At 41.3% G+C, this 18,849-nt stretch carries 15 protein-coding genes; 7 read left to right on the top strand and 8 right to left on the bottom strand.

Going from position 1 to position 18,849, the window contains the following annotated elements:
* Window positions 1–8 precede the first annotated feature (8 nt).
* Window positions 9–1,310, top strand: coding sequence for a TlpA family protein disulfide reductase (locus tag BLR84_RS01430; RefSeq protein WP_090463301.1), 1,302 nt, complete (start codon window positions 9–11; stop codon window positions 1,308–1,310).
* 76 nt (window positions 1,311–1,386) lie between these two features.
* Here BLR84_RS01430 and BLR84_RS01425 read toward each other — a convergent pair whose 3' ends face one another.
* Entirely contained in the window at window positions 1,387–1,740 is a 354-nt protein-coding gene (locus BLR84_RS01425; RefSeq protein WP_090463299.1) for a hypothetical protein, read from the bottom strand.
* Between the two features lie 978 nt (window positions 1,741–2,718).
* Window positions 2,719–3,351: a Crp/Fnr family transcriptional regulator gene (locus BLR84_RS01415; RefSeq protein ID WP_090463293.1), complete on the bottom strand. Its 633-nt coding sequence runs from the start codon at window positions 3,349–3,351 to the stop codon at window positions 2,719–2,721.
* Window positions 3,352–5,074: 1,723 nt separating this feature from the next.
* Between BLR84_RS01415 and BLR84_RS01410 the strand changes: the two genes are divergently transcribed.
* From BLR84_RS01410 to BLR84_RS01400, 3 genes are all read left to right on the top strand, one after another.
* Window positions 5,075–5,611: an OmpA family protein gene (locus BLR84_RS01410; protein WP_090463290.1), complete on the top strand. Its 537-nt coding sequence runs from the start codon at window positions 5,075–5,077 to the stop codon at window positions 5,609–5,611.
* 372 nt (window positions 5,612–5,983) lie between these two features.
* A complete protein-coding gene (locus tag BLR84_RS01405) occupies window positions 5,984–7,366 on the top strand; it encodes a hypothetical protein (protein WP_143013797.1) in 1,383 nt (460 codons plus the stop codon).
* A gap of 58 nt (window positions 7,367–7,424) precedes the next feature.
* Window positions 7,425–7,667 (top strand): hypothetical protein, encoded by a 243-nt coding sequence (locus tag BLR84_RS01400; RefSeq protein ID WP_090463284.1) that lies wholly within the window; start codon window positions 7,425–7,427, stop codon window positions 7,665–7,667.
* A 134-nt stretch (window positions 7,668–7,801) separates the two neighbouring features.
* Here BLR84_RS01400 and BLR84_RS01395 read toward each other — a convergent pair whose 3' ends face one another.
* From BLR84_RS01395 to BLR84_RS01385, 3 genes are all read right to left on the bottom strand, one after another.
* Complete coding sequence (locus BLR84_RS01395) at window positions 7,802–9,445, bottom strand: chloride channel protein (protein ID WP_218128191.1); 1,644 nt, start codon at window positions 9,443–9,445, stop codon at window positions 7,802–7,804.
* Window positions 9,446–9,642: 197 nt separating this feature from the next.
* Window positions 9,643–10,041: a response regulator gene (locus BLR84_RS01390; protein ID WP_090463279.1), complete on the bottom strand. Its 399-nt coding sequence runs from the start codon at window positions 10,039–10,041 to the stop codon at window positions 9,643–9,645.
* Window positions 10,042–10,102: 61 nt separating this feature from the next.
* Complete coding sequence (locus tag BLR84_RS01385) at window positions 10,103–11,803, bottom strand: tetratricopeptide repeat protein (RefSeq protein WP_090465670.1); 1,701 nt, start codon at window positions 11,801–11,803, stop codon at window positions 10,103–10,105.
* Window positions 11,804–12,744: 941 nt separating this feature from the next.
* Between BLR84_RS01385 and BLR84_RS01380 the strand changes: the two genes are divergently transcribed.
* Complete coding sequence (locus BLR84_RS01380; RefSeq protein WP_090463276.1) at window positions 12,745–13,209, top strand: DUF2147 domain-containing protein; 465 nt, start codon at window positions 12,745–12,747, stop codon at window positions 13,207–13,209.
* 19 nt (window positions 13,210–13,228) lie between these two features.
* On the opposite strand, the gene BLR84_RS01375 is transcribed toward BLR84_RS01380, so the two are convergent.
* The gene (locus BLR84_RS01375) at window positions 13,229–13,909 is read right to left on the bottom strand and encodes a DUF4396 domain-containing protein (RefSeq protein ID WP_090463273.1); all 681 of its coding nucleotides are present in this window, start codon (window positions 13,907–13,909) and stop codon (window positions 13,229–13,231) included.
* A 227-nt stretch (window positions 13,910–14,136) separates the two neighbouring features.
* Here BLR84_RS01375 and BLR84_RS01370 point away from each other — a divergent pair, with 227 nt between their 5' ends.
* Both BLR84_RS01370 and BLR84_RS01365 read left to right on the top strand, forming a co-directional pair.
* Complete coding sequence (locus BLR84_RS01370) at window positions 14,137–15,378, top strand: cation:proton antiporter (RefSeq protein ID WP_090463271.1); 1,242 nt, start codon at window positions 14,137–14,139, stop codon at window positions 15,376–15,378.
* Window positions 15,379–15,387: 9 nt separating this feature from the next.
* Window positions 15,388–16,710, top strand: coding sequence for a TIGR00341 family protein (locus BLR84_RS01365; protein ID WP_090463268.1), 1,323 nt, complete (start codon window positions 15,388–15,390; stop codon window positions 16,708–16,710).
* Between the two features lie 42 nt (window positions 16,711–16,752).
* Here the strand turns inward: BLR84_RS01365 and BLR84_RS01360 are convergent, their stop codons facing one another.
* On the bottom strand, window positions 16,753–18,129 hold the full coding sequence (locus BLR84_RS01360; RefSeq protein ID WP_090463265.1) for a sensor histidine kinase: 1,377 nt from the start codon (window positions 18,127–18,129) through the stop codon (window positions 16,753–16,755).
* On the bottom strand, window positions 18,126–18,806 hold the full coding sequence (locus tag BLR84_RS01355) for a response regulator transcription factor (RefSeq protein ID WP_090463263.1): 681 nt from the start codon (window positions 18,804–18,806) through the stop codon (window positions 18,126–18,128). Before BLR84_RS01355 ends, BLR84_RS01360 begins: the two co-directional genes overlap by 4 nt.
* Between the last annotated feature and the right edge of the window lie 43 nt (window positions 18,807–18,849).

Genomic DNA, 18,849 nt, shown 5'->3' with positions numbered 1-18,849 from the left:
TCAACACCATGAGAAAGTCAATTGTCCTGTTACATTTGGTAACCCTGATCGTTTTATTAAATAGCACCCGTCTGAAAGCACAAAATAAACCGTTAACAGTAGGTGACGAAGTGCCCGATCTTACATTCAAAAACATATTTAACAGCAGCAATGCAGAAATCAAATTATCGGATTTGCGCGGTAAGCTGGTCATACTTGATTTTTGGGGCGTATTTTGTATTCCATGCATTGAGGAATTTCCAAAACTGGATTCTCTGCAGAAAATGTTCAGTAGTGAAATTCAGATAATTCCCGTTAATCCCTTAGACAGAGATTCTATCGGGCGGTTTTTCAAAAACCATCCAAAAGTTTACCTGCCTTCATTACCATTTATCACCGGCGATACCATACTGCAAAAGGTCTTCCCTCACCGGGGTAATCCTTACATAGTTTGGATAGGAAAAGATGGAAAGATGCTGTTGGATGATGTACCTGTTACACAGCCAAATATTGAGGCCGTCCTTTCCAATAAAACAATGAAAGTCCCTGAAGCTGTAAAGAATAATTACGTTGAATCCTTATTTGATAAACGCTGGAGCAATGATATGTTATATTCCTCCTACATTTATAGGGGCAAAGATTTAGGCGTTAAGTTAGGGGCATCCGAAATAGGTCAGAGTCTTTCAGATGGTGGAACCATCATATTTTTGTATCAAAGGGCGTGGGAAGGGTTAACAAATGGGAAGTATGGGTTTTTTAGGCCAGGCAGAACTGTTATTCAGACAAAAGATTCCACTAAATACTTTGAGCCTAAAAATCTAAACGATTATGATGAACAGGTATGGTTGAGAGATAATATTTATTGGTACCAATCTTCTGTTCCCAATGACAAACCGTATAATCTTTATGAATTAATGAAGGAGGATTTAAACCGCGCTTTTCACTTAAACGCCGGTATTGAAAAAAGACCGGTAAGATGCCATGTCCTGGTCAGGACAAGCAATACAGATAAAATAAAAACACGTGGGCATAAGCCCATCGATTCGTTTTTCCACGCAGACAGGATTGGTAAAGACTATGGCCCAACGCGTTCTTTAATCAATCAGCCGTTTACTAAATTCTCGAAAAGGCTGACGGGATTGATAGAATATGGAATTAAACAACCTTTTATAGATCAAACGGGATACACTGGCAATATCGATATTCAATTCAAAGCAGATGTATTAGACAGGATTGTTTTAGCAAATCTGCGTAATGCCTTAAAAGTTTATGACCTGGATCTGGTGGAAAAAGATGTTGATTTAACTGTTCTTTCTCTAAAAGAAAATTAAGACTTTGGTACAAAAAAAAGCGGAATCGGCAATAGGCCAACTCCGCTGTCTGTAAAAATATACCGGAAACTGTATCTTAATTCTTTTGCAGTATCCTGTTATCCGAAGCCGGCGATCCGACATTTGTTCCTACCGGCAATGAAGCGTTTGTAGATCCAAACAAACAAATAGGCTGATTGGCATTGTCCTTACAACTTTGGGCATTAATAACATTTGCTTTAGTGTCGTTGTAAGAGTAGGCCGCAGTCGTTTCATTGGTACTTGCATCTACGTGATACCAATACAGTCCTGCTATCTTTTTTGTATTAACCGGAATTGCTTTTTTTACGTCTGGTGTAAAAGCAAAAGCTACGCCTATAATTGCAACGAAAGCAAATGAAAGTATAGCTCCCAGCCATACTTTTTTATTTTTTAACGTGATTTTTTTCACAGGTATGAACTTTTTATAGTAGCAAAAAAGGGCTCCAAAAACTTTATATTTATAATGCGATTAATAAATGTTTGCCGGTAAGGTAAGCACCCCGAGAAAGACTCTTCTGCTACAGACGGGTCTTTTTCATTTAAAACTTCCTTGTTCGTTGCCAGGCGTGAATAAGGCAAACTTTCTGTGGTGAACAACTCGGGTTAGCAATCTCTTTCGGGCATGAGCACAGTTAAAAAGATTCAGCATCTTGATAAAATAGATATGGAAAGATGCCGACATTTTTGGCGTTACAAAACGGATGCATAGCAACGTCCTAATGACAAGGATTGCCTTGGAGGTCAGTGCCTCCACAGTGTTCCTGATTTTTGATGCATTTAATGTTTTCATAAGCCTTGCCTTTTTTCTGTCACTCCTGTTAACTGTACAACCTCGGCACACCCTGCCCATATAGCTCAATGCACTTATCGCCGTGCTGGCGTTCCTTGCATCTGACCCGGAGTTCACTTACCAATACCGCCGGTTTTTACACGAATGACAGCAAATCTCCTTGGGGGCTGTCACTTTAGTTCTTGATGCTTATCCGCCCGGAAAGGGCGCTATGAAACCGGTATTCCCCAGGCTCATCCAGCCAGCTGACACTACCACTATGCTATAAATCATAAAGCTGAAAGCAAATGGGTCAGCTGAATCTTCGCGGCTCTCCTTATGCCCAATCGTTAATCGGCTATTATAGCCTTTATTGATCTATAGGATTTGTATAACCGAAGCTATATCAAAAGGAAGATGCTCAGTGTCGGCTGCACAAAATCCGTGTGTCGGTTGAACGACAAAAAAATGTTGATTATACGACCATTAAATGTTGTCTTAGCGACGCCGGGGAGCGGTGTTTGATGGGAGAAAATATTAAATTAAATGGCGAGGTTGAAGTGGGAGCAGTTGAAGACGCAGGTAAATTTCGAGGACGTTAAGGGTAACTTTACCCTGTTATTTCCCATCTCTTGACGCCCGGTATTTGGCGTAAGAGGCGCTGAACGTACTTCTGTATAGATCAAGATGGCTGGCGATAAGTTCATTATTGATCCGGGTGGCTATCCCTGGATTGTCATCTAAAAAGATCTTTACCCTTTCGTCGGCAGTTGATCTTAAAAGCCGATGGTATGCTAAATGTTGTTTTTCCCTTTCTGCCTGGAAATGGACGATAACCGGGTACATCTCCGGGTACTGCGCTAAAAGTAATTTCAAGCTGGAATAAGGAATGGTGATCAGGTTGCCTGTTTCCAGCATTTGAATATTTTCCGCCCTGGGGGTTCCGTATAGGTATGCATTTATATCAATCACCACATCATCTTTCCTGGTGATCCTGGTAATAATATATTTATCCGCGATGGCATCATAATAATAACAACGGGCAATACCGCTTTCAAAATAGATCAGGTGCCCGTCTTCGGCCTCTCCGCTTTCCTCTATATACTGATCTTTGACCCCTTTGAAAATCCTGCTGTTTTCTATAAACGCAGTTTCGAAAGAATCTGGAAACGAGCCATTTACCTGGATAAGTATCGGGATGATCTTTCGGCGAAGTACATTCTTAATTTTCTCATACTTATCTGTTCCCATATTCCTATGTTCTTAGTCATTTATATTACCGCCCCCTGTCTTTGGAGTTCTGAGGCAAATACAAGTTATATTTCATCCACTTAAATATATGTCCATACTGGCATCCTATCAAGAGAATAAATCACTAAATGAGTGTGAGAATTTCACAAAATGATGTGATTTAAATCACCAAACGATGTGATAAAATCACACCCGAAAGGTATTTACCTTAACAATTAAGTTGATTTATATTACCAATCAGTTTTTATTAGCAAAAGGTCGATGGACAATATGCAACTGCATCATGCGATGATTATGTCATCGTACATGGCAAAGTAAAAAATTTATATATGCCAAAACAGTGGTAAAAGGGTAGTATACCCTTTTGGCTGGAAACTTCAAGTTTTTCGCTCTTTTTATTCCTATTATTGATGAAAATGCCTGTAAAAAGGCCGTATTTGCTATTTAATATAGCGTTTTGCGAAAAAATTGCCCGGAAAAGTACCACCCTAATATACCCCCTGATTCTTCAGAATATTTTAGTTCCTCAATCCTTCTTGTTTATACAATAAATTTCGAGGGCTTAGCCGGGATATACTAAAAGTATAACAAGTAATTTATAACTACAGCTTATAGGGTTTGTCACCGTGAATGGTGAAACCATACTTGTTTTAAGTGGGCACTACCGGAAAATCTGAATGGCGAAGATCCAAAGCAAAGCATCCGGCTTGTACTTTAATTCCCATATTCACCACTACCGCGAATATAGCCCGCCACCGGGTAAGATGTAAAGGCTATACAGAGCGGACCTTGTGTCTGTTATTCAGCGGCGGCCCGGCCTTGACATCTTACCCGGTTCGCGCTCTTGGTTGCTTAAGCAATGAATATGGACCGGTGTGTTCTTTGTTGGTAAAAAAGCTAAGCCGCAATTGCACATTTTATAGGTTATGCTCGATAATCACTTCAAATGATCCTGAAGGGCTCAATTGGTAATCCTGTTTCTTTATTCCAAGAGTAGTTTCAAAAGCGCAGTCTGAAACTTGCTGATCATGAATCAAGTTTTTGTGCCTCTTTAAACAATTATAATCTCAATTCGTAGTTTATATTAAATTGAATCGGCTGTAATATTCAAAATCCGTAACCTGAAGAAGTTCGGGCGATGATAGATCAGCTTCAATCCAAGGGTCGTATATATAGTTTCAATAACTCTTGTATTAACTTGTCCAAAACAAATGAACACGTATAGGTCTGACAGGCTTTTTAAGGATTGGGTAGTGTTTTTTCTGCTTATATACCTTTTTTACGTCTTAACCAATTTGTTTTTTATCCCTAATTACAACACTGCAACTGCTGCAATGCTGCCCGTACATGGAGTAAGAAGACAAACCATACAAGTTCATCACGACGCACTTGGTTTTATTAATATTGGCGAGAAATCTGTCATAGACGATGACTTGCTGAATTTTATCAAGTCAGTCCCAGTTTTTTTCCTCATCGCATTCTTCGGGTATCGCTTCTTTCGTATGGAAAAGCGATCCATAACGTCCTTCCGGTCCATATTAACCGACTCGCAGCACTCCTATCTTTCTTTTTGTATTTTGAGAATTTGATGCGGTATCAACATTGATTTTGAGCTGATGGCTTCTTTGCCGTCTGCCGCTGCTTTTTCCTGACCCAAGGTCAATGGAACCGGCATGTCTTTTACTGTAAACTCAAATCTTCATTACCAAAAGAAAAATCACTCATGAAATCTATAAAGTCAGGCTTCTTGCCCGTTCTCCTGTTGTTCGCAATAATTGCATTACAAGCATGTAAAGCGAAAAAGTTAGTTCAGAAACCCATACCGCCAACACAAACTGCAAGCACAGCTCCGGCCGCGCAGCCGAAACCAAAGCCGGTTGCGGAAGCGAAGCCTCCAGTGCCACCTGTAAAAAAAGCAGATCTTAATATAGATGCTGTTAAAATTCAGTTTGACTTTAATTCCAGTGTTTTACTCACTGGTTCTTACGCCACTCTGGATCAGGCAGCATCGGCCATAAAGGCGAATCCCACCGTTACCTATCAGTTGAACGGCTATGCCTCCATTGAAGGAACAGAAGAACACAATATGATATTGTCAAAAGACAGGGCGAACACCGTTAAAACCTACCTGGTTAACTCGGGTGTAAATCCGGCTAATTTAAAAGTCAAAGGATTTGGTACGCGCAATCCCGTGGCGGATAATAATACAGAGACCGGAAGGGAGCTGAATCGTCGCGTCGAAATCAAAACGAAATATTAAAAGATATTTTCGGCACGAAACCCGCTATTCGGCAGGTCATCAAAAACGGCTGAATAGCGGATTCCAACAGGTTATATCCGGGAGGATATTCTTAATTTTTTTAAAGCTAATGCTATGTTTAAATACTTGCAACAAATTTTCAGGCCAACTTATTCAGCAAAACACCTCGTTAATTTACCGGACCGCTGCTTTCCTTTTTTCTTGAAGAAGTTCAGCATCCCATCTACTATACTAGCAATTCCCTTCATTTGTTTTCCTGGGAGCTCCTTCGCCCACGGGTTTAAATTCAAGCTGAAGAATACATCAAAAACCGATGTTGCTGTATTTTATAAGATCAGTAAAAAATCAGGATCAGCTAAAATTAAAGCGCTGATGAATCTGAAACCAGGTGAGGAAAAACTGAAGGATATCAAGGTAGATAAGGAAGATACGGTGGCTTTTTATGGACAGGATGCTGAAAACAATACTTCAGTGATGATCAAAAAGGACTATAATTCCCTGGAGAAAAACAAAGACGGGGTTTGTTATGTCCCTATTATTGTCCCTCAGAAAGAAAGCTCTAATTTCGAGTCGCTGGATGGCCTTAGCGTAAAGCTGGAACATAATAAAGTTCTTAGTTTTCTGCTGAAAATGGATTCGACTTCTATGAGCAGCCTGTCGATGCTGGAAAATAACTTTCAGAATATTTATCCCCTGGGCACGTTTATTTTTGTAGATACGAAAACTAACCGGTTGTTGCTTCCACCCTTAGAGCCATCTTTCTGGAACAGTAATGAAACTTACCTGACGATCCAGGATAGCCTATACGCCATGGTCAATGCGGAACACAGGGGCATGGCCAATGCACAGGTCGCTTATTTCGTTGCAAAAATGTTTGATTCTTTACGGGTTAACAATACGGCTGAACTCGAATTCAAGGCCAGGCTTTCCCTGTTAAGATGGAAACCAACGCCCAGTGCCAATATCTACCAGGTATTTAACGATAAAGCCGTGCAGGGTTTTCTCCAGAATTGCTATGCCCAGATCGATAATCCTGACGTTGAATACCAGCGTTACCGGCTTTATTTTCTTTCGTCCTATGAACGGATAGATGACCTGGAAATATTCGGAAAACAGTATTATAACTTTGGCAATGAAACGGACTTGTCTTTGGGTAATATCGCCCAGGTATTCAGTACCAGCCTTGGTGTAATGTATACCAAGAACAAGACATTGAGTAATTATTATTCTGTCCAGGGAGCGGTTTTACGAACCAAGGCCTACGACTTCACTTCCCAATTGTTTAACGGCTTTAAAAACAACGTCAAGAGTAAGATCATTGCCAGTACCTATGCAAACCAGAACAAGGTCATCGCGGCAATCGTCGATGAATATAAAAGCCTGGTAGCCTACAACCCCGATCCTGTACGATTAAGTCTGCAGGCGATTGATCCAAAAGATGCGAATCCATCGCTGGTGCCGATACAAACGACGATCAGCAACCTCTCACCCTATACCTTACTGCCGGCTGATACCACCAAGCAGGCATCTGCAATAGCCAATAACTATAAGATCGATACCTATAACAACAAGGTCAAATTCTATAATTCGCATTTAAAACAGATCAACGACCTGTTTAAGCAACTGGATCAGACCAACAGTGATCTTGCCAGAATATCACAATCAAATCCGGACAAAGGGTTCAGCAGCTCTGTAAATGCGCCGGGCCTGATTAAAGAAATTGAAGTGAACAGCCAGATTGTGCGGAAAGAGTAGGCAGTCTTTTTCGGGCACACTTAATTAACAGACAAATTCATCATTAAATAAAATCATCATGAAAAACTTCAGTATCGTATTAGCAATAGCAAGCATGCTGCTATTTATAGTTCCTAATTTCTTTTATAGCAATACCGTTAATGCCGTTGACAGTGGAGGCTCTACTGAGATTGTCACCTATCCCGACGGCACCTGGACAAATAAGTTGCCGGTCTTTTTTGGGGCGGCAATTATGGGCATTGCCATTGTATTTTATGTAGCTTCCCGCCCGGTCATAAAAAAGAATGGGGCTTTGTTGTAGAAGAAGTGGAAATTGCGGATCGTTTAAGGAATCGCCTCGCTGTAGCTTCATAAAAAAGGGTAGGCGTTTATCACGCCTGCCCTTTTTTTGTTATTAGGAATTTTCATCAACTCATGAATTTTATTCATGAAATGTTACGAATACGCTTTCAGTAATTGCCGGTAGCGATTAAGAATTCCGGATTTGGAAATATATCCAACGAATCTGCCGTTTTCAACAACCGGCAAATTCCAGGTATTGGTCTCGTCGAATTTTTTGATAATTTCCCGCACCTCGTCGTTCAGGTCTATAAGTACCGGCGGGGTAGTCATGACGCTTTGAATGCTCAGCTCATGGTAGCGATCCTTGTTAAACATCACCGGCCGGATATCGTCAAGCCTGACAATACCTTCCAGCAAATGATCTTTGTTGATCACTGCTATGAAATTCTTTTTGCCCGTGCGAACCAGCTCAATGAGTTCATGGAATGAAGCGTGGATATCGATCTCCTGAACATCCTTATCTATCAGATCAGCGGTGTGCAGCAGCAAAAGCAGGTTCTGGTCATGTTCTCTGGTAAATATTTTCCCATCTGCAGCCAACTGTTTCAGGTCGGGAGAAATTGCGGAAAAACGCTTTGCAATTAGAAAAGATATTACCGAAACGATCATTAAAGGAATGAAAAGATCATAACCCGTACTCGACTCCGCGATAAGGAATATGGCCGTTAGCGGCGCATATAAAACACCGCTCATCACCCCGGCCATTCCTACGATGACCAGGTTCGTGGTCGGTACGTTAGGAATACCCAATTGTGTACATAGCAGCGCCATAAAGTAACCAACTGTTCCCCCGGCAAATAATGCCGGTGCAAAATTACCGCCATTCCCGCCGCCATAAATAGTGATCGAGGTGGCGAATGCCTTCAAAAGGCAAACCAGTCCGAGGAACAATAAAATGAACCATTCGTGAAACGTGAAATATTTGAAAAAGCTAACAGCAACGATGGATTCGATTTGACCGGTTGCCAGTCCTTTAATTGTAGTATAACCTTCCCCGAACAGCGGCGGAAATAAGACGCACATTAACGAAAGAATGGCTCCTGCTATCATAGCCTTCTGGATCCTGCTCCTTTTCATATGTTTGAACTGGTGCTCTACCCATTGCGATACGACAACAAAATAGCGGGCATAGAGACCGCAAAGTATGCCCAATAATAAATAAAAGGGGATGTTTCGATAGTTAAATGCATGCCGCAGCTGGAATTGAAATAAAGCTTCCTCATTAAGAATGATCCTCGATATGAGGCTACCGCAAACCGCTGCCAGAACCAACGGAATAAAGTCGGTAAATACAACGCCGGTAAGCAGGATCTCAAAAGCGAACATCATCCCGGCTATAGGCGCGTTAAAAGCGGACGCGATACCTGCTGTAGCGCCAGCCGCCAGTAGCAATGTCCGGTCTTTATAATCCAGTTTGTAGGTTCTTGCAAAGTTCGATCCAATAGCTGATCCTGTTACTGCAATCGGGCTTTCCAGGCCCGCAGAACCGCCCAGCCCCACGGTTATCGCGCTCTGCACGATCTGGGAATACATTTTTACCGGCGAAACCATGCTGGAGTTTTGGGCGATCTCATATAAGATCGCCGGAATACCTTTGCGGTCATTTCCACGGTAAATATAAAGGACGACCAACGTCGTCAGCACGATCCCTAATAATGGGAATACCAGGTAAAAAAAGACCTGCTGCTCAAATTGGAATTTGGAGGTAATCAGGGTATGTATGTAACGCACCAGCATTTTTAAAATCACACCCGCCAAACCAGCGGTGCAGCCAACGAGAATACCCGATAAAATCAAAAAATGGCTGTGGGAAATGTAATTGCGGACCCAAAGCAAAATAATCTCATAGCTTTTGAACCTGCGAACGCTGGTTGCTTTAAAATCCCGCTGAAATTTTAAAAAATCGTGTAAATGTCTTAACCTGCTGTATTTACTCAAGGTGTGCCTCCGTTGCTTTTTCGATCATAGAGATTTGTCCTGACCTTTGATAAAAAGTCATGTATGTTAAATGGTTTACTAATATAATCATCTGCATAACAATATTTTGCTATGGATTCTATATCCGGTTCGGCTGAAATTAATATAACCGGCAGGCTTTTGGTATTCGCCTGGGTTTTGAGCTTTAAACAAATTTTCGCCCCAGCTTGTGCAGCACCATTCATCCGCAGGTCGAGCAATACCAAATCAGGTAAAATCTCGTGTAGCGAATCGGTTTCCTTACCATTGGTAGAGCTTACAACTTGATATCCCTCTGCTGCGAGGATGTAAGTTAACAGCTCCAGTATATCCGGGTCATCATCGACGATTAGTATTTTGTGGTCATGAGCAGGCATGTTGTTGGTTTTAAATGCAGCAGACCGGTTTATTTCGGACCTGCCGCAACAATAATGTAATCTATTTACTCTTACTATCAGAAGCCTCTTTTTTGGCTAAGTAGGCCTTGGCCTGTTTGTTATCAGGATAGATTTCGCTCGCCTTTTTGAAGTTCTCAGTAGCCTTATTGTCGTCTTTCTCTTTATAGGCGTAATAGGACCCTAAATAGGCATAAGCTTCGCCCAGGTTTTTCTTCGTCCTTTCGTCTGTTGGTGGGGTTACTGTTTCCAGCGTAATGTATTGCTCATATAAAGGTTTAGCAAGCCCCTCTATATTATTCCGGTCTTTTTCTTCCAGGTCTTTGATCCTTGCCCGGTACAGCAACACATCGCCTACGGGCTTTGCAACTGTTTTTTGCTGAATATAACTAAAGGCTGAATCGGCTTTGGCCAGTAAAGATGAATCTGGCTTTGTCCCGCCTTTATTATCAGCTGAATTGTAATACTGGTTGCTATACCCGTAATAATAGCTCATTCCCTCACGGAAATATTCAGTAAGCTTCACATGATGGCTATGTTCTATATATTTTTTATAGGCGTCGCCAGCTTCTACATATTTCTTTTTTGCGTATAAGGAACCCGCAATATCATTATAGGCTTCCTCAAATGTGCTATCCAGGGCTATCGCTTTATTTAAGTTTAGAATGCCCAATGAATCCTGGTTTGTTTTTAACTGTAGCCGCCCCAGGTATAAATAATCCCGCGGAATGATGCGTTTGGCGTCCGCTTCTTTGACGAACTTTTGGAGTGCATCCAGACCGGCCTGGTAATTTTTATTTTCGTACCCTGCGTACCCCAGGTATCTATAAATACGCAGATTTGATTTACTGGATTTAGCAAGGTCATTCGCTACCTGTTCCAGCGCTGTATAATCTCCGGCCTGGATCAGGAAATCGGCATAGCGCATTTCGGATTCCGCTGAACGATCCGTCAGGTCAAGATATTTTTTATAGTAATCGGCACCTTCTTTCACTTTTACCGATGCCATTTTGGGATCAGTAAGTGCCCACCTCAAATCAGTCTCTGCCAATTCCCTGTAGGCTGGTCCATAATTCGGATTGATTGCCAAAGCATCTTTAAATTTTTGTGTGGCATCATCAAAATTATTAGCCTGTTTCCACAGAGAGCCGATAACCACATTGGTCCTTGCCGATTTCGGGTCAAGTAACTGTGCCTGCGAGTAATTGGAATAGGCATTGTTGTTATCCAGTTTGGCGTGATAAATATCGCCCATCGTTAAAAAGTATTCGGGATCTTTTGCACCGGATTTAGCAGCTTTGGTTAGGGTGTTCAGCGCCAGATCAACTTTAGGATCCGGTTTTAACAGATATGCTTGGGCTATATAAACGTAGGGTTTGTCGTCTTTACCAGCCAATGTAGTAGCCTTTTCAAAATTAGTTAACATGCTGATGTCGTCTTTGTCTAATTTCGCTACGATGCCTAAACCAACATAATTCAACGCCGACTTAGGGTCTGCGGCAATACCCTTACTAAATACGGCCTTTGCCGAATCCGGGTAGTCCTGCAGTACATAAACCCAACCCAAATGAAAATAGTTTTCGTCCTTAGCGGGAGTAGTTATGATCAGCTGCTGCAATTGCGCTTTGGCTTTCTGGTATTGTTCCGCATCAATTGCTTTAAGGGCATCAGCCGTAGTTTGCGCTAAGACAGGAGTAATTATAGATAAACAGCCAAAAAGGCTTAAAATAGTTTTAAGTTTCATAATCAAAAATTCGTTAAATAGGTACATCCGTTGAACATGCCCGGATGTGACAATAGTAATTCAGATAAAACGGCAATGGTCATCATGAACCTCCCGAAAATGGATATTCGAAAAAAATGCCTGAAATAACAGTCGCGTTTGCAGGGATTAGCCGGGACGGATAACCCTGTTAAGAGATTTTAAAACTGAAGAGGTATGATCTAAATCCTGAAATTACAATTCGAGAGGTAAGCGTACTGAAGATTATAAAATATGGTAAATCGGGGCGGAATTATTTTGGATAAGGCCCGGGATGAATAGAAACTTGTAAAGATCAGGAACAGACAAACCGGCAGCAGGCGCTGCTTCAACTGTTCATTTTCCAGAGTGGACTTTTCTATTGCCCGAAAAGAATTATTCCTGTTTAGATGAAAATGCTGGACATGGCCTTTCTCCGCGGAATAGGAGCTGGCTCTCGGGCAGGAGTTTACCGGATTGTACCGGGGCATATTAAGCACATTAGCAATCGCGGCCAATACGTATACCAGCAAGAAGCACACAATAAGAGGTTTAAAAAAACGATACGATTTAAATCTTGTCATTAAAATCACACTTTGCTGGCATCCGGCTAAAAATAACCAGAATAATGTTTGTTGTCAACTAATTCTCGGTTTTTTCATTAAATCAAAATGGTAGCAATTCGGAACGGAGCAGTACAAGTTTCTGTAAAGCAATGGCTTGTGTATACGTTATTGTAAAGGGTTGGACATTTTATCTATGGATTGAAACAATTGAGTTATTTTATCTAATTTTTTATGTTTGGAAGGAACTGAAATATCATGGTTAACTCTCCCAAAAGTTTTAAGATTTTCCAAGGGAAAGGTACTGTGATTTAATGAGCTGCGTTAAATACCTGTTGTTCCACGCCAACCTTTGTTGGATCCTATATTATTAAAACACTGATGATTATTCCACTTTCAACTAAATATCTGATTTCAACAATTATCTTCTCCCTGTTCGTCATCTTTGCTGCAAACGCACAAGCTGTTCCTCCCAGGGAAAAAATTTGTGGACATTGGGAGTCTGCAAATAACACCCTGATCATTACCATTTCATTGGTGAAAAATGAGTACAAGGCAGTCATAGACTGGTTTAGCGATACTGAAGGTAAGCCGCTGGATTACTGGAAAGACAGGCACAACCCGGACCCGAAACTTCGTAATCGCAAAATACATGGTCTGAGTATTCTAAGAGGTTTAACTTATCACGCAGATACGAAATCATGGGAAGATGGTATGATCTATGATTCCAAGCACGGTAAAGAATGGAACGCATCGGCTTACATTGATGATCTGGGTCTTCTGCGGGTAAAAGGCTATTGGCATTTTAAATTTATTGGCCGTACCATGAAGTTCAGGCGAATATAAATTTGTCAAATTATCCCAGTTACATCTTTTCTTTTATCCCCCTTTTGATCAGCCACCAGTTCACAGGATAGGCGGTAACAAAACCCCAAAGCATACCAATCTGCATCATGAACCAAAATAACGGACTGGTAACCGGTATTTTGTATCCGAAAATCCCGTAAAAACATAAAGCCATCCAACCGTACATGCCGACCTGCCAGGCTATGAGGGAAAAGGTATCTGCCTTTAAAGCTGCCATCAACGCTGGTCTGACGGCTAAATTTTTCATTGGTTTAATGGCATAGTATTGAAAAATGATACCAAGACCAAATGCCAGTAAAAAATCAATTGTCCATGTCCCTGCCAGTTTGCTGCCGAAAATGGAAATCGGGACAAAAATCAAAAACGCTTCAGCAAGCAGATCACCGATCGTGCACCCGCTACCACAATGCAAGGCGCCAATGGCGACGCTTTGCCAAAATGGCTTGTTTTCTGGCAGCATCCGCGCTCCCGTCTTCTTTAAGACGCTCTTTTGCCCAATCGTATAATAAAAGAGTAGCGCCATAGGCCCGGCATATAATGCTGAAATCGGGTAAACAAAATTCATGATCATCATTTTTTGCTGGTTGCCTCTAAGTATATCTATCAGGATAATGGAGGTACAGGCGATTCCTGAAATCATTGAAAAAACAGATAGGGAATGTAATTGCGCGCTGGTCATCAATTCATTATTTTTATCTAAACCCTAATTAAACAATCAGACAGTGTCTTAGTTTGTACTTAGCAGAATCTGGACTGACATACTCCGCTTAATTTGATAATTTAGCGGAACAGAACAAAGCGCACAAAACAATATTGCTTACCCCTAAGTGGCTTTTAATTAACAGCTTATTACCAGAATCCGCTAAACGCTTACATGGGTTTATCGTGTTGAAATAAATATACCTGATGAATATCAACGAAATACTTACTATTACCATCGTACTGGCTGCCATATTTGCTTATATAAATCACCGGTGGATTAAATGGCCTCCTACTATCGGCATTATGATCCTGTCACTGGTTTCTTCCATACTCATGGTGGTCTTAGGCAGCTCTCATTACCTGCTGTCCAGGAAAGCCATTGAACTGGCCTCTTCTATCGATTTTCAGGACGTATTGATGAACTTTATGCTTAGTTTTTTATTGTTCGCGGGGGCGATTCACATTGATGCTGCCAAATTAAAGCAGGAACGCGTTCCGGTTATCGTGCTGGCTACTATTGGTATCCTAATCTCTACTTTTCTGGTTGGTGGCATGGTATGGTTCTTATTTGGGTTGTTCCATTTCCCAATTCCATTTATATACTGCCTGTTATTCGGTGCATTGATATCACCGACGGATCCAATTGCGGTTTTGGGGATATTAAAAGAAGCTAAAATACCGGCCTCGCTGGAGCTTAAGATCTCCGGGGAGTCCCTGTTTAATGACGGTGTTGCAGTAGTGATTTTTATCAGCATCGCTGAAGTAGCCAGATCAGGAGACTTTTCAGCGGTAGATGTCGGGAAGTTGTTTTTTCAGGAGGCTATCGGCGGCCTTTTATTTGGTGCGATTCTGGGTTATGCCGGTTTTAGGGCCCTGCGTTCTATCGACGATTATAAAGTTGAGACGCTGATCACGCTGGCAGTAGTAATGGGTGGTTATTTTATCGCTGGACATCTCCACGTATCAGGGCCGCTGGCGATGGTAGTGGCAGGTATGATCATCGGTAATAAAGCCAAAGAGGAAGGTGTTTCTGATATTACCAGAGATTATCTGGGAAAATTCTGGGAGTTGATCGATGAGATTCTTAACGCGGTGCTCTTCCTGTTTATAGGATTGGAAATGCTGATCATTAAAGTAAATGCCACAGTCTTGATCATAGCAGGATTTTCCATCCTTATTGTATTGCTGGCCCGATGGGTCTCTGTGATCATACCCGTTTTCTTTTTAAGGTATAAAATTAAATTCGAAAGGCATGCTGTTGCCATCCTTACCTGGGGCGGTTTGCGTGGAGGTATTTCTGTTGCCTTGGCGCTTTCACTGGGCAGCAATATGTACCGCGATCAATTTGTGCTGATTACTTATGTGATCGTGGTATTCTCCATATTAGTGCAAGGGCTAACCATAGGAAAAATGGCGAAAAAACTTCTTCGGCAGACTGCCAACTAAATAAAATTAATGATGAATACCTTAAAAAAAATCCGGCAATTTTTAAACTATCGCTTTAACCTGCAGGAAGATCGTGCGGATGAACAGGTGATCACCGGGGGAATACGCAAAAATGTCGATTTTAAAGGCGCTAATCTATGGGCTTTGATTTTTGCGATCTTTATTGCTTCAATCGGTCTAAATGTTAATTCAACTGCAGTTATCATCGGTGCGATGCTGATTTCCCCGATCATGGGACCTGTTATGGGAATAGGTCTCGGCATCGGGATAAACGATCTGGACCTGGTTAAAAAAGGGCTTAAAAATCTTCTTGTTGCGTCTGTTATCGGAATACTGGCCTCAACAGTATATTTCCTGATCACCCCGTTACATGATGCGCAGTCCGAACTTCTTGCCCGCACATCTCCTTCTATCTGGGATGTTTTTATTGCCTCTTTTGGTGGTATGGCAGGAATGGTTGCCGCTACGCGTAAAGAGAAAAGTAACGTTATCCCCGGGGTAGCTATCGCGACCGCGCTCATGCCACCATTGTGTACCGCAGGGTTCGGCATCGCTATGGGCAACTGGTATTTCTTCCTGGGTGCCATTTATCTTTATTTTATTAACAGCGTGTTTATAGCAATAGCCGCATTTGTTATAGCGCGTTATGTAAAGTTGAAAAGGCACCATTTTGAAGACATAGCAACGGAAAAAAAGGTGAACCGGTACATTATCGCTATTGTAATTATAACAGTTCTCCCAAGTATCTTCATGGCTTATCGTATCGTTGATAAAAGTATTTTTGAAACAAACGCCCGCAAGTTTGTTGCAGAACAGTTTAATTTCAATAATACACAGGTGGTATCAAAATCATTCGCATACAGTACTAAACAAAAATCTATCGAGGTATTATTAATAGGCGCTGAACTTGATAAGCACGTACTCGATACACTGAATAAAAAGCTGGAACGCTATAGTCTTAAAGGTGTCGTTCTACACGTCCGGCAGGGATTAAATGCCCAGCAGCATATTGATCTTTCCCAAATAAAAGCAAGCATCCTGGAAGACGTATTTAACCAGGCACCAAAAGAAGATACTGTTCAAACCGTCACATTAAAAACTTCCCTGGAGGACTCCACGGTATTGAAAGAAATGAAGGTACTGTATCCGCAGATCCGGTCTTATGGACTAAGTAAAATCGTTTTACAGCGTACAGATACCTTAAAAGCAGATACGCAGCGGATCGCGCTGATCCGGTTTCAGAAAAGGCCGTCCGAACCTGAAATAAAGAAGTTGCAGGAATGGCTTGAGGTAAGGTATAAACAAGGAGGCATTAAATTAATTACTGAGTAAATTGTTATGGAGTAATGGCGTTGATAACAACTTAAACCGCTTCTAATTTTCCTGTAAAGGGGAGAAAGATATATGGACCTGGTTGGTATTCTGATCAACGATGTTGTAGATGATGCGGGCTTTATGGTATTCAAGCACCCGCTTGACTATACTTAATCCAATACCGCTTCCCGCAATATTTCCAATATTGCTGCCCCGGTAAAAAGCAGTAAAAAGAGTTTTCGTATCGTCTATTTTCGGAACCTCCCCTGTATTGGTAATCAGTAGCTCAACTCCCTGGGCACCCTGCCTGATCAGGCACTCCAGTGCATGATTGTCGGAATAGATGTAGGCATTTTTAAGCAGATTCAATAGGGCGATTTTTAACAGCGTTTCGTCGCCGGCAATTTCAGGTTCTGTCGTAATCCCGGTATTGTTCTCAATTTCAAACTTTAATTTAAAGTCCGGAAAAACTTTTGACAGATCGGTCACAACGCTGAACACCAGTTCATCCAGCCTGATTCCGGTAAAAGAGAATTGATGTTCACTGCTGTTGATATCAGCTAATGCTACCAATGAACTGATAATTTCGGAAAGCTGAAATGTATCTTCGAAAATGCTGGTCAGATTTGTCCTTATAACGTTGTCCAGGTCAGGTCGCTGAATTAAATTCTCTACCTGTGCTGCAACACGGGCAACGGGTGTCCGTAATTCGTGGGAAGCATTGCCCGTAAACTCCTTTTGCCTGTTATAAGCGTTGTCGATCCGGTCCATCATCTGATTAAAGGAATGGGCCAATGCATTGATTTCATCTTCCCGCTTTGCTTCCGACAACCTGACCTTCAAATTGCTGTCCGTTATTTCCTGTATCCTTTTACGGAAGTTATCCAATGGCTGCAAAGCCTTTTTACTCAAACTGAAAGATAAGAGCCAGACAACGGCAGTACTTATGATAAAAGCGCCCAACAGGAGGTATTTTAAATAATTAAGCTTATTGTTGTCGTAAGTGTCTTCGGCCGAAACCACTATGTAATAATGTTTGCCGGCATAGTTATAATAAAGTCCGAGAATATCATACTGTTCGTCCTTTTTAAATATCCGACGCTTTTTTTTTATTTGGTCAAGATCGGTATGGGTTAAATTTACGGTTAGCGTATCATTACTGTTATAGATAAGTTTGTAGTCTTCGTTATAGATCTGCGTGTTTTCTTTGTAGAGTTTATTGATACTATTGCTGTCAATGATCTTCTGCATCTTATAGTCAATTTCTTTTACTTCAATAAGGAGTTTTGCCGTTGTTTGGGCTTTTTCGGCCATTAACGTGGAAAACTCATCTTGTCTGAAATGGGCAAAAAGCAGATAGACCGTTAAGGTAACAGTTGCTAAAAGCACTGAAAAGAGAGAGCTGAAAATAAATGAAAAGCGCTGTTTTAAATTCATTTGAGATAATAACCAAATCCTGCACGGGTATGAACCAGTGGCCTGTTGAAGCCTTTGTCGATCTTATTTCTTAAATAATTAATATATACTTCTATAGTATTTGTTCCCGTTTCAAAGTTGATATCCCATACCTTGGTTGCTATCGTTTGTTTGGAAACCGGTTTGCCTTCTGCTATCGCGAGTAATTCGATCAGCTTGTATTCCTTAGGAGTCAGGGCGATTTCCTTCCCTGCCCTGGTTACCTTCATTTCACCCGTATAAATAATAAGATCGTCAATAACAAGGATCTGTTTGTTGGCTTCATCTATATGATAACTCCTTCTCAGGAGTGCGTTAACGCGCGCAAATAATTCTTCCAGGTGAAAGGGCTTGACAAGATAGTCGTCTGCACCAGACTCAAATGCTATGATTTTGTTTTCCACATCACTATAAGCCGTTAACATCAGGATTGGCTTGGTCTTATCTGTTGCCCGGATTTTCTTACACACTTCGATGCCGTTAAGAGAAGGAACATTGACATCCAAAATATACAGTTCATAGTTTTCAATCAGGAGATGTTTGAAGAATAACTTACCGTCGTAAACAACATCGCAAAGCAGCCCCCGGCTGTTCAGAAAAATCTTAATCTCGTTGGACATTTTATAATCGTCTTCTAATAGCAGAATTTTGTAAATCATGTATAATGAAGAGATAAGTGTAAAATAAACATAATGTACGATG

Source organism: Mucilaginibacter sp. OK268, assembly GCF_900103125.1.
Lineage (GTDB): Bacteria > Bacteroidota > Bacteroidia > Sphingobacteriales > Sphingobacteriaceae > Mucilaginibacter.
Note: the sequence above shows the minus strand (reverse complement) of the source record. Positions and strands in the feature narration are given on the sequence as shown.